The sequence below is a fragment of the Mitsuaria sp. GD03876 genome (assembly GCF_029840635.1).
Taxonomy (GTDB): Bacteria; Pseudomonadota; Gammaproteobacteria; order Burkholderiales; family Burkholderiaceae_C; genus Roseateles.
In genome coordinates this window covers 128,546-143,681 of the sequence record NZ_JAOCCU010000013.1, presented here as the reverse complement: position 1 = coordinate 143,681, position 15,136 = coordinate 128,546, and the positions used below count along the sequence as shown (strand labels likewise).

The window sequence follows — 15,136 nt, the reverse complement described above, 5'->3', positions numbered from 1 at the left end:
GTCGCGGCGGTCAGCGGCGCCAGCGGCAACAGCGCCAGCGTCAGCGCGGGGACGGCGAGGAGGAAGGACCGGTGGGACATGACGGGTGACGGGGCAGGGGATCGGAGGAATCGGGCGGGGCCTGGACAGGGCGCCGGGAAGGGAAGGCGGCAGCGGCTCAGGCGGCGCCGGACGCCGCGGCCGACAGCGTCTTCACGAGCCAGGCCTGCAGGGCCTGGATCTCGTCCATGCTGACCTCGTGGGCCATCGGGTACTCGTGCCACTCGACGTCGTGGCCGAGGCGGCGCAGCTCGGCCAGCGAGGCCTGCGCGCGCGCCGGCGCCACGACGCCGTCGGCGTTGCCGTGCGCCAGGAAGATCGGCGTGGCCGCGTTGGCGGCGTCGCGCTCGGCCTCGGTCGTCTCCAGCAGCGGCAGGTAGCCCGACAGGCCGACCAGGCCCGCGAGCCGCTTCGGGAAACGCAGCCCGGTCATCAGCGTCATCGCGCAGCCCTGCGAGAAGCCCATCAGCACGACGCGTTCCGGCGGGATGCCGAACTCGCTGCCTTCGCGCTCGATGAGCGCCTCGATCGCGCGTTGCGACGCGCGCAGGCCGGCGGCGTCCTCGCGCTGGCTCAGGTCGCCGTGGCGGATGTCGTACCAGGCGCGCATGCGCATGCCGCCATTGATGGTGACCGGGATCTCCGGCGCGCTGGGCAGCACCACGCGCAGGCCGCCGTGGGCCAGCACCGGGGACAGGTCCAGCGCCTGCACGACCGGCACGAAGTCGTTGCCGTCGGCGCCCAGGCCGTGCAGCACCAGCAGGCTGAAACGCGGGGTCTCGCGGGTCTGCAGTTCGATGGTCTCGAGGTTCATGGGCGGGGATTGTCCGGCGCGGCGCCCGGCCGGCACTGGGTAGAAACGCCCTGTCGCGCGTGATGCGCTCCGCATCGCGCCCAGATGCAGCCGGTCGCATCTGCATCGAACAGGCTATTGCGGCTGCGTAGTCTTCGCTCCATCGCATCGCCCGATGCCCACCGAGACGGGAAAGGAACCCACCATGTCCGACAGCGAAGAACTCAACCGCCTGGCCGACCTCCATCAGCGCGGCGTCCTCAGCGACGAGGAGTTCGCCAAGGCCAAGGAGCGGGTGCTGAACGCCAGTGCGCGCTCGTCGACCTCGTCGACGTCCTATGCCTACGCCGCGCCGCACGCCGGCGGCGCGCCGGCGGTGAACGCGATCAACGGCTTCCACCGCAGCCGCGACGATCGCTGGATCGGCGGCGTGTGCGGCGGCCTGGCGCGGCTCAGCGGCCTAGCCTCGTGGTTCTGGCGCATCGTGTTCGTCGCGCTGACGATGTGCGCCGGCGGCGGCATGCTGCTGTACTTCCTGCTCTGGATCTTCGTGCCGATCGAGGAGTGAGGCGGCCGCCCAGATCCTGTCGCCGTCCGGGGCGGGCAGCTGCCCCGTGGGCGAGAACTGATCTGGGTGCGTCGAAATGCATGTCCGGCCAATGCGGGAAAATGGCGGTCCTCTGGTAAAGGGCGTAGCCGCATGGCGAAGAAGAACAGGTCACCCGCGGTTGCCTCGGCCTCCTTGCCGGCCGACACGAGTTTCGAAGCGGTCGTGAACCTCATCAGGGCTGGACGCCAGCATGCGCTCAGCCTGGTCAACACGGCGCTGATCGATCTCTACTGGGCGATTGGCCAGCACCTGCATCGGAGGATCGAATCCGATGGATGGGCCAAAGGCACCGTGGTGCAACTCGCCGCGTACATCGCGGAGCGGGAACCGGGCCTGAGGGGTTTCTCTGCCCAGAATCTCTGGCGCATGCGCCAGTTCTACGAGGCCTATCCCGCGCGGGAAAAACTCTCAACGCTGTTGAGGGAACTGCCTTGGTCCGCCCATCTGCACATCCTCAGCCGAAGCAAGCGGGCCGAGGAGCGGGAGTTCTATCTGCGCGTGGCAGCGCAGCAGCGCTGGTCGGTGCGCGAGGTGGCAAGGCAGATCGACAACGGTCTGTTCGAGCGCGCCGTGCTCAACCCGCCACAACTCTCAACGGCGTTGAGAGAAACGCATCCGCAGGCAGAGCGGCATTTCAAGGATGCCTATCTGTTGGAGTTCCTGACTCTCCCCCAGGAGCATTCCGAGGCCGACCTGCACCGTAGCTTGTTGATGAACCTGGTTCGCTTCCTGACCGAGCTCGGACGGGACTTCTGCTACATCGGGAGCGAGTACCCGGTGCAGGTCGGCGGACAGGACTTCGCTCTGGACCTGCTGTTCTTCCATCGCGGGTTGAACAGCCTCGTCGCGATCGAACTCAAGGTCACGGCGTTCGAGCCGGAGCACCTGGGCAAGCTCAACTTCTATCTCGAGGCGCTGGACCGGGACGTCCGGAAGCCGCATGAGAACCCGGCTGTCGGCCTGCTGCTCTGCGCGAGCAAGGACAGCGAGGTGGTCGAGTACGCTCTCAGCCGTAGCCTTTCGCCGGCGCTGGTGGCGCAGTACCAGACGCAGTTGCCGGACAAGAAGATGCTGGCGGCGAAGCTGCATGAGTTCTATCTGCTGAGTTCCCCGGAGGAACTGCCCGTGCGGAAGAAGAAGGCGGCAGTGGCAAAGATCGCGCAGGCGGGTGACGAGACCGGGCGCGGCTGAATCGTTTCCGAGGTTCGAACCCGCGCTCAGACCTGGCCGGTCAACACATACGCGGAGGCGAGCCAGCGGCGCTCGACCTCCGCGTGTTTCATCCGGGCCTCGAGGTGCCGCCACGGGCAGTCCAGCCCGTCCATGCGGATCACCGAATGCGCGGCCGCGCCCAGCACGAACAGGTTGCTCATCGGCAGCCAGGGCGGCGCCCAGGCCAGGCCCGCGGCGACGATGCGCGCGCCCGGCTTGAGCACCGCGAGCGCGCGTTCGATGCCGGACACGCTCTGCAGCACGTCGTGCGTGAAGAAGAACAGCGCCGCGTCCGCCCGGCGGTCGCCGAGCACCGAGGCGTAGGGCGCCTCCTCGGCCGTCGCGGGGAGGAAGTCGACCGGCGCCGCGAGCGCATCGACCCGGGCGCGCTGCCGGGCCTGCCGCATCATCGATTCGCAAGGTTCGACGGCGACGACGCGCCCGCCGCGGCCGACCGCGCGGCACAGGTCGGGCAGGCTCAGCCCGGTACCGGCGCCGATGTCCAGCACCGTCTGCCCCGGCTCGAGCCCGAGCGCGGCGATCGCCTCGCGCCGCAACGGCGCCACCGGCATCAGCTCGTAGTCGTAGATCGCGGCGCGGCGCCCGTAGAGCGCGTCGAGGGCCTGCAGCGCGGGCCGCTGGTCGTGCGTGTCCATGTGCTCCCTTGGTTGTCGCGGGGCAGCTTCGCGTGGCGCGGAGCGCGGTGTCAAGCAAGAAAAACGGTGCGTCACGGAACCGTCATGCGGCCCCGAAAGAATCGCGGCCCATGTGCGTCGAACTCACCACAGGTACGCGGCTTGCCCGGCGTGCCGCCTCCACGATCGCGGCCTTGTGCGCCGCGCTGGCCGCGCCGCTGACGGCGTCGGCCGGACCTTCTTCCGAAGCGGCCGCCACCGCGTCCGCGATCGCCGCGGCGCCGTTGTCGTCGACTGGGTCCTCGGCGATCGCGCCGATGGAGCTGAAGTTTTCCCAATTCTTCCGATCGCCGATCGGTCCCGCGGGCCTGGAGCTGTCGGACGCGCTGCGCGGCGCCGATGGCCGCGCGGTGCGCCTGGTCGGCTACATGGTCGCGCAGGAGCAGGCCAAGGCCGGCCGCTTCTGGCTGACGCCGCGGCCGGTGCGCATGAGCGAGCACGCCGACGGCGAGGCCGACGACCTGCCCGCGTCCACCGTCACCGTGCTGCTCGATCCGGCGCAGCGTGAGCGCCTGGTGGCGCATCGCGACGGCCTGGTCGTGCTGACCGGCACGCTGTCGGTCGGCCGCGTCGAGGACGAGACCGGCCGCGTGTCCTGGATCCGCCTGCAACTGCCGCCTGGCGCGCTGGAGGCGCAGTCCTCGGCGGCCGCCGCGCCGGACGCGCACGGCCACCGCCATTGAGCGCGCCGCCGCCGCACCGCTCTGCCTCGCCTCGCGCGACACCGTCTTCCAGATTCTTCCGATTCCTTCGACTTGGGATGCCACCGATGAAGCATTTGCCCTCCCTGCTCGCCGGCGCCTGCGCGCTGCTGGCGCTGAGCGCCGCCGGCACCGCGCTGGCCGCGCCGACCGTGACCCGCCTGACGCCGCCGAGCGAGCGGTTCTCCTCGGGCCAGCCCGAGCCGGTGATCGCGCGTTTCCTGCCCGGCCAGCGCTTCGACCTGCAGGCCACGATCAAGCCCGACGCGGGCCAGCGCATCACCGCGGCGCGTTTCCTGATCGACGGCAAGCCGGTCGACGCGACCGTCGCGCTGCGTGACTGCGGCACCGGCTGCGTCAAGGGCGTCAGCGCCGAGACCGCGATCGCCACGGTGCGCGCGGTGAGCCTGGAGAAGGCCGGGCGCCATGAGTTCAGCGTCGAGGCGACGCAGGCCGACGGCCAGAAGGTCAGCGCCACCGGCAACTTCGACGTGATCCCGTTCGCCGCGGCGATGGGCCCGAAGGTCAAGAACGTCATCATCCTGCTGGGCGACGGCATGGGCGCGGCGCAGCGCACCGCGGCGCGCATCGTCAAGGGCGGCTACGCGCAGGGCAAGGTCATCCAGCCGCTGGCGATGGACACCTTCTCGGCCACGGGCATGGTCAAGACGGCGTCGCTGAACTCGGTGGTGACGGACTCGTCGCCGGGCATGACGTCCTATGTCTCGGGCAACAAGAACAACAACAATGAAGAGGGCGTGTTCCCCGACGACACCGTCGACGCCTTCGACAACCCCCGCATCGAATACCTGTCCGAGTACCTGCACCGCACGCAGGGCAAGGCGCTGGGCATCGTGACGACGGCAGACGTGTTCGACGCGACGCCGGCGGGCAACGCGGTGCACACCAGCAACCGCGGCGCGGGCACCGGCATCGTCGACCAGTTCTTCGACGACCGCGCGCGCACCGGCCTGACCGTGCTGATGGGCGGCGGCCGCAAGTGGTTCCTGCCGGCGGGCACGGCCGGCTCCGAGCGCGCCGACGGCAACGACTACGCGTTCTCCTCGACCGATCCGCACACGTCGGAGATCGTCAAGCGCTGGGGCGCCGCGCCGGGCGCGAAGGACAAGGGCCGCGACCTGATCAAGGAGTTCCAGGACGCCGGCTACCGCTACGCGCCGACGAAGGCCGAGCTCGACGCGGCGACCGCGGGCGCGGGCGCCGACAAGCTGCTGGGCCTGTTCGCGTTCTCCAACATGAACGTGGCGCTGGACAAGATCGACGGCCGCCGCGGCGTCAAGAAGGGCCTGGCGGGCGGCAGCGTCGTCGACGACTACGGCTTCCCCGACCAGCCGATGCTCGACGAGATGGCCAAGGCCGCGATCGGCACGCTGAAGAAGCAGTCCAAGGGCTTCGTGCTGATGATCGAGGGCGCGTCGATCGACAAGCAGGCGCACAACATGGACTCGGAGCGCTGGATGCTCGACACGATCGAGTTCGACCGCGCGGTGCAGGTGGCGCAGGACTTCGCGCGCGAGAACGGCGAGACGCTGGTGATCGTGACGGCGGACCACGAGTGCTCGGGCGCGGCGCTGATCGGCGGCTCGATGCTGACGGACGCGGCGCTGCGGGAGGCGGCGACGAAGAAGGGCGCGACCAACCTGCGCGACAAGGTCGTCGGCGTGTACGAGAAGGCGGGCTTCCCGCGTTACCGCATCGCCGCGGACGGCTACCCGGAGGCCACGGACATCGACTACCGGCTGCTGGTGGGGTATGGCGCGAACGCGGACCGCTACGAAGACTGGCGCACGAACCAGACGCCGCTGCGGGATTCGCAGCAGCCGCTGGCCAAGGGCGAGCCGCTGAAGTGGTACCCGGCCAATGCGGCCGAGCGCGACGACGCGCAGGGCGAGTTCCTGGTCATTGGCCAGGTGCCCGGCGAGCAGGCGGTGCACACGGCGACGGACATCCCGCTGTCGGCCTTCGGCCCGGGCGCGCTGGCGTTCACCGGCGTGATCGACAACACGGACGTGTTCTTCAAGCTGGCGCAAGCGGCGGTCAAAGGCGCCGTCGCTCCCGCCGACGCCTCCGGCGCGAAGCGGCCGGCGAAGATCGCCAAGAAGTGATCGCCCTTCGGGCGATGACCACAAGCAAAGGGCCTTCGGGCCCTTTGTTCATGGGCCGGGGCTTCTCCGCTTGTTGCACCGCGCTAAGGCGTCGAGGGCGGACGCCATCCGCCGCCCAGCGCCCGGACCAGCGCGAGCCGGTTCTCCAACTCGCTCTGGCGGATGCGGATCAGGTCGTTGTCCTGCGCGAAGAGGTTGCGCTGCGCGTCCAGTTCCTCGAGGTAGCCGGCATAGCCCGCTTCGTAGCGGTCATGCGCGTACTGCAGCGAGCGTGCCAGCACGTCGCGGCGCTCTTGCGAGAAGCGCCGCTGGCGGTCGATGCGCTCGATGCCCGCGAGGGCGTTCTCGACCTCCGTCAGCGCCGCCAGCACCCGCCCCCGGTACGCGAAGGCGGCCTGGTCGCGCTGGGCGGCTGCCGTGTCGAACTGCGCCTGCAGCCGGCCCGAATCGAACAGCGGCGCGAGCACGCTGCCCCCGATGCTCCAGACCCGGATCGGGTCGTAGTCCAACGCGCCCACGTAGAGCCGGCCCGCCGACGCGCTGAACTGGATCTGCGGCAGGAAGGCCGCCCGGCGCGAGGCCAGCGTCGCGTCGCTCGCGGCCAGCGTCAGCGCGGCCTGCGCGAGGTCGGGTCGCCGCTCCAGCAGCGCCGAGGGCAGCACCACCGGCGGCAGCGGCAGGGACAGGTCCTCGAACGGCCGGCCGCGCGGCATGTCGCCCGGCGGCTGGCCGGTGAGCTGCGCCAGCGCGTTCTCCTGGCGCCGGATCGCCAGTTCCAAGGTCGGCACCTGCTGCGCGACCGAGGCGTACTCCGCCTGCGCCTGCGTCAGCTGCAATTGCGAGATGTAGCCGGTGCGCGCCTGGTCCTGCGCCAGCCGCAGCGCCTCGGCGCGCGAGTCGAGCGTGCGCTTGGACAGCGCGAGCTGCGATTCCAGCGCCAGCAACCCGATGTAGGACTGCACCGTCGTCGCCGCGATGCTGAGCGCCGCGCCGTCCCGGTCGGCCTCGCTCGCCGCGACGCGCAGTCTTGCCGCGCGGGTCAATGCGCCGAGGCGGTCCCACAGGTCCAGCTCCCACGACGCGGTCAGCTGCGGCTGCACCACGTGCGACTCGGAGATCCCCGTCGGCTGCAACGACCGCGAGCCCTGGAGCGCGACGGACGCGTTGAGCTGCGGGCCCTCGGCGGCGCGGCCTGACGCGAGCGCGGCGCGCGCCTCGTCCAGCCGCGCGCCGGCCAACAGCAGGTCGTTGTTGTGGTCGAGGGCGCGTCGCACCAGCTCGTCCAGGACCGGGTCGCCGAAATCGCGCCACCACTGCGGTCGCAACACCGCGGCCGCCGCCGAGGCGGCGGGCAAGGGCGCGGCCGCGGACGACTCGGTCGACACCGGCTGCTCGCGCCAAGCGGCGGGAGGCGCGATGCGCGCGGACTCGGGCGGCGCGCGCAGCGCTGGCGCGCAGCCCGCCACCACGGCGGTCGCGAGCACGGCGGTCACCCGCAGGCACGCCGCGCGCGCGCCATCGGCCTGGGTGCCCTTCATCGAGAGGCTCCTGGCGCCGACGCGGCCCCCGCGTTCGCGCCGGCTCCGCTGGCTCCGCTGGCTCCGGAGGTGCCGGAGGTGCCGGAGGTGCCGGAAGGCCCGGCTGCCGGCGGTGCGTTGCCGGCCGCCGCCGCGGGCGCCGAGGCCGAGGTCTCCACCGTCACGACCACCGACATCCCCGGCCGCAGCCGCTCCGAGCCCGCCTGGTCCGGATCGAGCGCGATCCGCACCGGCAGCCGCTGCACCACCTTCGTGAAGTTGCCGGTCGCGTTGTCGGCCTTGAGCACCGCGAACTCCGAGCCGGTCGCCGGCGCGATCTGCTGCACGTGGCCGCTGAAGCGCACGCCCTTGAGCGCGTCGGCGCGCAAGCTCGCCGGCTGGCCGACCTGCATGCGGCCGGTCTGCGTCTCCTTGAAGTTGGCGACGACCCAGAACTGGCGCGGCACCAGGAACAGCAGCTGCGACCCGGCGCTGACGTACTGGCCCAGCCGCACCGACACCTCGCTCACCTGGCCGTCGGCCGGCGCCCGCACCACCGTGTTGGACAGGTTGATGCGCGCGGTCGCGAGCTGCGCCTCCGCCGCCTGCACCTGCGCATGCAGGCCGCCGCGGCTGACGCTGGTGGCCTTGATCCGCTCCTCGCCGATGCGGATGTCGGCCCGCGCCTTCTCGACGTTGGCGGCGGCGAGCCGGTTGCTGGCGCGCACGCGGTCGCGCTCGTTCAGCGACACCGAGCCGCGACCCGCCAGGTCCTCGACCCGCGACAGCTCCGCGTTCGAGCGCGCCAGCTCGCCCTCCGACGAGGCCAGCGTCGCGCGCGAGGCGGCCAGCGTCGCCTGGTTCTGCGCCTGCGTCTGGTCGAAGTTGTCGAACTGCGCCGCCGCGTTGGCGCGCTGCGCGTCGGCCTGCGCGACCGCGGCGGCGTAGAGGCGGTCGTCGATCCGCACCAGCGGCTGGCCGGCCTTGACCTGCTCGAAGTCCCTGACCAGCACCTCGACGACGTAGCCGTTGACCTGCGGCGACAGCACCGTCACCGCCCCGCGCACGTAGGCGTTGTCGGTGGTCTCGTTGCTGGTGTCGAAGGGGCCGAGCTCCCACGCCCGCATCACCAGCGTGACGCCGGCCAGCGCCACGACGGCCATCGCGACGATCGCTGTCGTCGACGCCTTCAGGTACTTGGGCGGGGGAGGCGGCGGCGGCGGCGGAGGCGGCATCGGCGCGGTCCTGGCGGTGCCTTCGCCATCGGCGGGCAACGGCAGGTCGGCACCGGCCGTGCTGGCGGACGAGGGAGCCATGGCGGGAGGGGTCGGCGCGTTGCTCATGGTCGTGCGGGCGGTGGATGGGCCGGAGCCCCGGCGGGCAGGTCGGCGGCGCGGCGTTCCGCGAGCCGTTTCGTCAGCGCGGTGCGGCCCAGCAGCGCCAGCAGCCACAGCAGGAACGCGATCGCGGTGACCGCGCTGAACATGAAGACGTCGTTGTAGGCGCGGACGTTGGATTCGCGCCGCGCGACCGCCGCGAGCTGCGCCGTGCCTTGCGCCGAGCGCAGCACCGGATCGCCGATGACCGCGCCGAGCGCCGCCGCCTGTTGCGCCAGCCGCGTCGCGACGACCGGGTCGGTGCGGTCCATCGTCGCCACGAGCGAGGCGGAGAACTCGTGCTCTCGGTAGAGCTGGTAGGTGTTGAGCACCGCCGAGCCGACCAGCCCGCCCATCGTCTGCGTGATCGAGAACATCACCGAGAAGGTGACCATGTACGCCGGGCCGTTCTTCAGCGCCTGGCCGATGCCGATCAGCATCAGCGGGCCCATGAACATGCCGGCACCGATCGAGAGCAGGAACTGGCTGAGGTAGAAGTCCTGCGGCCGGTCCAGGCTGGTGCGGTGGTGGTCCATCAGCCCGGCGACCGCGAACAGCACGATGGACAGCAGGATCTGCGGCACCAGCGTCTTGGGCGTGAAGCTGATCGAGCAGGCCAGGATGCCGAGCACCATCCCGGCCAGGATGACGGCGAACAGCGGCTGGAGCTGGTCCGGGCCCATGCCCTGGGCGCGCAGGAAGCTGACCGCGCCGACCGATTGCTCGGCGGTGAGGAAACGCAGGATGACGCCGCCGATGACGAAGCGCACCGTGGCGCCGTTGGCGAACCAGCGCGTCTGGATCAGCGGATTGGCGCGGTGGTGCTCGAGGAAGACGGCGGCCAGGATCAGCAGCAGCGCGGCGATCAGCAGCCAGCCGAGCCAGCGGGCGTCGAACCACCAGTGCAGGTAGCCCTGGACGAGCACGGCGCAGACCATCGCGACGGCGGGGGCCATCAGGGCGAAGGTGAGGAAGTCCAGCGGCTCGAAGACCTTGATCTGGATGCCGGGCGGCAGCTTGAGCACGACGACCGCGGCGAAGCTGCACAGCGCGAGGCCGGCCTCGAACAGGTAGAGGTTGTGCCAGGAGCCGCCGCCCTGGTCGAGCAGCGCGGGCGAGACGACCCAGGCCAGCGGCGCGGCGAGTTGCCCGATGCCCACGCCGATCACCAGCATCTTGCCGGTGTGGGTGCGGGGCATGCTCTGCAGCATGTAGAGCAGGCACAGCGTGGAGCAGGCGGCGCCGGCCAGGCCGCTGGCGGCGCGCACGATCAGCGTGGTGGCGAGGGTGCCGACGGCCAGGTGCAGCAGCGTCAGCGCCGCGTAGATGCCCAGGCCGACCTCGGCGAACCAGCGCATGCCGAACTGCTGGCGGCACTTGAAGACCAGCAGGTTGGCGGTGACGTTGACCATCACGTAGGCGGCGGAGATCCACGCGCCCTCGGACGGGGTGAGGCCGAGCTGGCCTTGCAGGACGGGGAGGTTGGCGGAGACCAGGCCGTTGCCGAGCGCGCCGGTGATGCCCACCAGGATCGCCACCAGCGCGTAGGCGACGCGCCGCCACGGCGGATGCCAGGGCATGGAGGGAGAGCCCGGCATGCTGGGCTTCTCATGCTCCTGCCAGTCGGGCACCGGCTTCAGGTAGGGGGGCGTGGCCACGGCGGTCGCTGCTCCTGTTCCCTGCAGGATGATCCGGCGGGGACGCGTCGAGGGTCAGGACTTGCACCGATGGCCGCCGGGACGGCGGGCGGTCAGCGGGTGCGGGATCGGGCCATTATTCAGCAGCGGAGGAGGGCAGGGTCTCCCGGATGGGGGAGGGGGAGGATGCCGGCGGAACTGATCGAGCTACCAAAGCTCTTCGCCGACTGGCTTGATCGCGTCCCAACTGGCGAGGTCCTCAAGAGGCGGGACGGTCAGGTCGCACTGGGACAGCAGCTCGCTCAATTCGAATCGGCTTTGAACATGCAGCTGCGCCTGCTCGTTGCGAGCATGACGTCCGCGGTGGGACGACTGTGGCGATTTGCGCCTCGTGATTGCTGACGTGCCATTCATCGCATCGCTCCTCGGTGGAAAGGGGCAAATCTTTCCCTGAAGCGGGCAGCGATGGAATGGCTCACAAGTGGGCACAGGGCCGGGGGATGAAGAGGCCGTGAAGCCCACCCGAAGGAGTGTCTAGGTCAGCGACTTTTTCGCAGCGCCAAGTTCGGCGTCTTGAGCAGCAGGGAGTCTCTCGCCGGTGATCCAGCGGCCTGTGGATGAGCGCCTCAGGCCGGCCGTCAACGCGATCGAGCAGGCGAGCCCCGTGATCACGCCGACGACGAGCAGGACCGCCAGGTCGTGGACGCCGGCGCGCTGCAGCGCCATGCGGGACGCGGCGGTGAAGACCGGGTGGAACAGGTAGATCCCGAAGGACCAGGCGCCGATCCAGGCCAGCCAGCGCGATTCCATGCGCAGGCGGAGCAGCAGCAGACAGGCGCACAGGCTGACGAGGAGCCGCCCGATCCCCGGCGTGTCCGCCGGCGGCGGCTTGGTGGCGGCCCAGCTCATCAGCAGCACGATCGGCACCACCACGATCGCGACGGTCAGCCGCGGGTTCGATGTCATCGCCGGGAAGCGTCGGGCCGCCACGCCGAGCAGGAAGAACGGCAGCAGGAAGGTCGCGCCATTCAGGCCGAAGTAGACCGGCATCGGCGCCCAGACATGCAGCGCCATCGCGGCGATGCCGACGGCGGCGAAATGCTCCGGCGTGTCCATCAGCCGCAAGCGCTCCAGCACCGCCGTGAGCATGAAGATCAGGAACAGCGACTCGAGGAACCAGTAATGCGCGACGGGGACGATGTGCAGCAGGTGCCACTCGGTGATGCCGTCGTTGTTGGTGCCGGACATCGCCGTCTGCAGCAGCGCGAAGCCCGTGCCGACGATCAGCATCGGCACCAGCAGCCGTCGCACCTTGCCCTTGGCGAATCCACCGATCTCGCCTCGCAGCGGCCGCGCCGCGTAGACGAGCCCCGACAGGAACGAGAACAACGGCATGCGGATGAGCGCCAGGAAATCGTTGGTCTGGCTCGCCAGGTGGTCGTCGGGCAGGCGCAGCCCGGACGCGCTGTCCGCGCCGATCACGTGATAGCTGACGAGCAGCAGGCATGCCAGCCCACGCAAGGTGTCGAGTCGGAGTCGACTGTGCAACGGTGTCTCCCTTCATCGTGACAACACCGGTACGCCGAAGGGCGACCGGTGTGAACGAACGATGCTAGGAGCGTGAGAGGTCCGTTAACGGTGATCGGAGCAAACAGTTGCTGCGTGTCACGCACAAGAATGACGTCGACAGTGCGGTAGCGCGCAAGCAATGTGCGTGAGCGAACGAAGAAATGAACGTTCTCCGATCAACGCAGCAACCCGTTCGTCACTATCTCCTCCGCGGCCCGCACCAGGCACATGGCGGTCGCGCCGGCCGCGAGGCCGGCCCGCCATTGCGGATCCGTGAGCACGCCGCCGATGCCTACCACCGGCACCCCCGCCATCCGCGACCACCAGCGCAGTTGCGCCAGGCCTTGTGGCAGCCAGGGCATGTCCTTCGTCGTCGTCGGCCACAGCGGGCCGCAGGCGAGGTAGTCCGGCGCCAGGCCGCGCGCGCGGCACAGCTCCCACAGACTGTGGCTCGACACGCCCAGCCGCACGCCGTGTCGCGCGCGCCGCTGCTGCAGGTCCTCGCGCGCCGGGGCGTCCAGCGCCGCCCAGTCCTCCTGCCCGAGGTGCAGCGCCCGCGCGCCCTCGTCGAGCGCCAGCCGCCAGTGATCGTTGATCCACAGCGTCGACGAGCGGCCCGCCATGTCGCGCACCGCCTCGCGGATCGCCGCGCGCAGTTGGTCCTCGTCGACCGCCGGGCCGCGCTTGATCCGCAACTGCACATGCGCGAACTGGCCGCTCACCGCCATCGCCGCGACACGCTCCGGCCGCTCGGTGATCGCGTACAGGCCCGAGGCGAACGGCGCCGCGCGCCGCGCGCTCGGCCACAGCATCTCGCGCCAGCGCGCGAGCGTCGCGCGATCCGGCGCGGTCTCGTCGTCGAAGCCCATCACCGGCATCGCGCGCGGATCGTCGACGAAGCGCCGGTCCGGGCGCAGCGGTCCCGGGCCGGTGCCCGCCGCGTGGCCGTCGCGCAGCGCCGACCAGGTCAGCATCTTCGCCAGGACCACCGCGTCCGGCACCGCGAAGCCGCGCGCCAGCGCCGCCGCCGCGGCGGTCGCGAAGGTGCAGCCGCTGCCGTGATGCGGCGCCGGCGCGCCGTCGCGGCCAGACAGGCGCGGCAGCGCGATCCAGCCCGTCGCCAGCGGACTGTCCAGCCAGTCCAGCGCCAGCCCGTCGCGCTGCGTCGCGTCATCGCCGCCGGTGACGACCACCGCCTGCGCGCCCAGGCCGCGCAGCATCGCCGCCAGCTCCGGCACCGGCAGCTGCCCCGGTGCCACGCCGAGCAAGCGTTCCGCCTCGCGCCGGTTCGGCGTGATCAGCGCGGCCTGCGGGATCAGCTGATGCCGATAGGCGCCGAGCAGCGCCTCGTCGCAGAAGGCCGCGCCGCCTGCGCTCGCGCCCAGCACCGGGTCGACGACGAGCAGCGCGTCGCCGCGCTGCGCCAGCAAGGCGTCGACCGTCGCGGCGCTGGCCAGCAGGCCCGTCTTCACGACGCGCGGCGGCAGGTCCTGGCGCAAGGCGCTCAGTTGCGCGCGCACCTGGGCCGCGGGCAGCGGGAACACCGCGCTCACGCCCATCGAGTGCTGCGCCGTCACCGCGGCGACCACCGGGCACAGGTGCACGCCCATCGCCGCCGCGGCGCGCGTGTCGGCGCTCAGGCCGGCGCCGCCGCCGCTGTCGGTGCTCGCCACGCTCCAGATCACCGGTGGCGCGGGATCGTCAGTCCAGGGCGTCAGCACCGTCTGGTCCGGATCGATGGCCGGTGCCCAGGGCGACGGCAGGCTCGGATGCGGCACCAGCGGCGAGGGCAGGCCGCCCATCGCGGCGGCGTCGCGGCGCTCCTCGCGGTCGCGACCGCCGCCAACGCCGCCCACGCTGCCCACGCTGCCCACGCTGCCCACGCTGCCCACGCCGCCCATGCCGCCCATGCCGTTCATCGCGCTCCTGGCGTCCGCGCCATTCGTGTTGCCGATCAAGCCGCTCTCATCGCGCCTGCTGCTCGTGTCGTTCATGCATCCCCCAGCACGAAGGCGTGTCCGCCGACCGGCGTGCTCGCGACCGCGAACGCCTGCGGCGCCATCAGCCCGGCGCGGAATGCCTGACGGCCCGCGCGCACCGCGTCGCCGAAGGCGCCGGCCATCGCGACCGGATCGCCGGCCTGCGCGACCGCGCTGTTCAGCAGCACCGCGTCGAAGCCCAGCTCCATCGCCCGCGCCGCCTGCGACGGCGCCCCGAGCCCCGCGTCGATCACGAGCACCGTGTCGGGCAGCCGCTCCCGCAGCGTGCGCAGGCCATGCAGGTTCAGCAGGCCCTGGCCGGACCCGATCGGCGCGCCCCACGGCATCAGCAGCGGGCAGCCGGCATCGAGCAGCCGGTGGCCGAGGATCAGGTCCTCGGTGCAGTACGGGAAGACGACGAAACCCTCGCGCGCCAGTTCCGTCGCGGCCGCGACCAGTTCGAACGGATCGGGCTGCAGCGTGTGGTCGTCGCCGATGACCTCGAGCTTGATCCACGCGGTGCCGTAGAGCTCGCGCGCCATGTGGGCGAGCTGCACCGCCTCGCGCGCGCTGCGGCAGCCGGCGGTGTTGGGCAGCAGGCGCGCGCCCTGGTCGCGGCCCGCGGCCAGCGCCTGCGCCAGCGCGCCGTTGTCGCCGGCCTGCAGCGTGCGCTTCAGGCCCACCGTCAGCACCTGCGACGCCGACGCGCGGATCGCGTCGCACAGCACCGCTGGGCTGGGATAGCCGGCGGTGCCGAGGAAGAAGCGGCTGTCGAGCGCGACGCCGTCGATCAGCAAGGGATCCGCGACGGGCGCGGCGGCCGGCGGCGAGAGGGGGATGGCGACGGGCATCGTGGGGGCGCTCGTCATCTCGGTGTTCGTC

12 protein-coding genes are annotated in these 15,136 nt (G+C 71.4%); 4 read left to right on the top strand and 8 right to left on the bottom strand.

All coding sequences use genetic code 11. The features are described from left to right. Positions 1-157: 157 nt before the first annotated feature. The gene (locus tag N5D62_RS10725; protein WP_279757712.1) at positions 158-853 is read right to left on the bottom strand and encodes an alpha/beta hydrolase; all 696 of its coding nucleotides are present in this window, start codon (positions 851-853) and stop codon (positions 158-160) included. Between the two features lie 184 nt (positions 854-1,037). On the opposite strand from N5D62_RS10725, the gene N5D62_RS10720 reads away from it, so the two are divergent. Together N5D62_RS10720 and N5D62_RS10715 are read left to right on the top strand one after the other, a co-directional pair. Then, positions 1,038-1,400, top strand: a complete 363-nt coding sequence (locus N5D62_RS10720; protein ID WP_279757711.1) for a PspC domain-containing protein — start codon at positions 1,038-1,040, stop codon at positions 1,398-1,400. 132 nt (positions 1,401-1,532) lie between these two features. Next, complete coding sequence (locus tag N5D62_RS10715; RefSeq protein WP_279757710.1) at positions 1,533-2,633, top strand: PDDEXK nuclease domain-containing protein; 1,101 nt, start codon at positions 1,533-1,535, stop codon at positions 2,631-2,633. Between the two features lie 26 nt (positions 2,634-2,659). Here N5D62_RS10715 and N5D62_RS10710 read toward each other — a convergent pair whose 3' ends face one another. Next, positions 2,660-3,310 carry a methyltransferase domain-containing protein gene (locus N5D62_RS10710; RefSeq protein ID WP_279757709.1) on the bottom strand — a complete coding sequence of 217 codons (651 nt, stop codon included), beginning with the start codon at positions 3,308-3,310 and terminating at the stop codon, positions 2,660-2,662. Between the two features lie 110 nt (positions 3,311-3,420). On the opposite strand from N5D62_RS10710, the gene N5D62_RS10705 reads away from it, so the two are divergent. After that, entirely contained in the window at positions 3,421-4,032 is a 612-nt protein-coding gene (locus tag N5D62_RS10705) for a hypothetical protein (RefSeq protein WP_279757707.1), read from the top strand. Between the two features lie 86 nt (positions 4,033-4,118). Beyond that, complete coding sequence (locus N5D62_RS10700) at positions 4,119-6,176, top strand: alkaline phosphatase (RefSeq protein ID WP_279757706.1); 2,058 nt, start codon at positions 4,119-4,121, stop codon at positions 6,174-6,176. An 83-nt stretch (positions 6,177-6,259) separates the two neighbouring features. On the opposite strand, the gene N5D62_RS10695 is transcribed toward N5D62_RS10700, so the two are convergent. The 6 genes from N5D62_RS10695 to N5D62_RS10670 form a co-directional block, all read right to left on the bottom strand. Further along, the gene (locus N5D62_RS10695) at positions 6,260-7,714 is read right to left on the bottom strand and encodes an efflux transporter outer membrane subunit (RefSeq protein ID WP_279757705.1); all 1,455 of its coding nucleotides are present in this window, start codon (positions 7,712-7,714) and stop codon (positions 6,260-6,262) included. After that, positions 7,711-8,928: an HlyD family secretion protein gene (locus N5D62_RS10690; protein WP_279757717.1), complete on the bottom strand. Its 1,218-nt coding sequence runs from the start codon at positions 8,926-8,928 to the stop codon at positions 7,711-7,713. Before N5D62_RS10690 ends, N5D62_RS10695 begins: the two co-directional genes overlap by 4 nt. A 104-nt stretch (positions 8,929-9,032) precedes the next feature. After that, positions 9,033-10,727 (bottom strand): MFS transporter, encoded by a 1,695-nt coding sequence (locus tag N5D62_RS10685; protein WP_279757704.1) that lies wholly within the window; start codon positions 10,725-10,727, stop codon positions 9,033-9,035. 513 nt (positions 10,728-11,240) lie between these two features. Continuing rightward, positions 11,241-12,254 carry an acyltransferase gene (locus tag N5D62_RS10680; RefSeq protein ID WP_279757702.1) on the bottom strand — a complete coding sequence of 338 codons (1,014 nt, stop codon included), beginning with the start codon at positions 12,252-12,254 and terminating at the stop codon, positions 11,241-11,243. Positions 12,255-12,451: 197 nt separating this feature from the next. Then, complete coding sequence (locus N5D62_RS10675) at positions 12,452-14,269, bottom strand: bifunctional hydroxymethylpyrimidine kinase/phosphomethylpyrimidine kinase (RefSeq protein ID WP_279757701.1); 1,818 nt, start codon at positions 14,267-14,269, stop codon at positions 12,452-12,454. Next, a complete protein-coding gene (locus N5D62_RS10670) occupies positions 14,266-15,105 on the bottom strand; it encodes a thiazole synthase (RefSeq protein ID WP_279757716.1) in 840 nt (279 codons plus the stop codon). The genes N5D62_RS10675 and N5D62_RS10670 overlap by 4 nt, the downstream gene beginning before the upstream one ends. Positions 15,106-15,136: the final 31 nt, after the last annotated feature.

Excerpts from the sequence above, each read along its gene's own strand:
- N5D62_RS10725 (WP_279757712.1), bottom strand. The coding sequence starts at position 853 with ATGAACCTCGAGACCATCGAACTGCAGACCCGCGAGACCCCGCGTTTC.
- N5D62_RS10720 (WP_279757711.1), top strand. The coding sequence starts at position 1,038 with ATGTCCGACAGCGAAGAACTCAACCGCCTGGCCGACCTCCATCAGCGC.
- N5D62_RS10715 (WP_279757710.1), top strand. The coding sequence starts at position 1,533 with ATGGCGAAGAAGAACAGGTCACCCGCGGTTGCCTCGGCCTCCTTGCCG.
- N5D62_RS10710 (WP_279757709.1), bottom strand. The coding sequence starts at position 3,310 with ATGGACACGCACGACCAGCGGCCCGCGCTGCAGGCCCTCGACGCGCTC.
- N5D62_RS10705 (WP_279757707.1), top strand. The coding sequence starts at position 3,421 with ATGTGCGTCGAACTCACCACAGGTACGCGGCTTGCCCGGCGTGCCGCC.
- N5D62_RS10700 (WP_279757706.1), top strand. The coding sequence starts at position 4,119 with ATGAAGCATTTGCCCTCCCTGCTCGCCGGCGCCTGCGCGCTGCTGGCG.
- N5D62_RS10695 (WP_279757705.1), bottom strand. The coding sequence starts at position 7,714 with ATGAAGGGCACCCAGGCCGATGGCGCGCGCGCGGCGTGCCTGCGGGTG.
- N5D62_RS10690 (WP_279757717.1), bottom strand. The coding sequence starts at position 8,928 with ATGCCGCCTCCGCCGCCGCCGCCGCCTCCCCCGCCCAAGTACCTGAAG.
- N5D62_RS10675 (WP_279757701.1), bottom strand. The coding sequence starts at position 14,269 with ATGAACGACACGAGCAGCAGGCGCGATGAGAGCGGCTTGATCGGCAAC.
- N5D62_RS10670 (WP_279757716.1), bottom strand. The coding sequence starts at position 15,105 with ATGCCCGTCGCCATCCCCCTCTCGCCGCCGGCCGCCGCGCCCGTCGCG.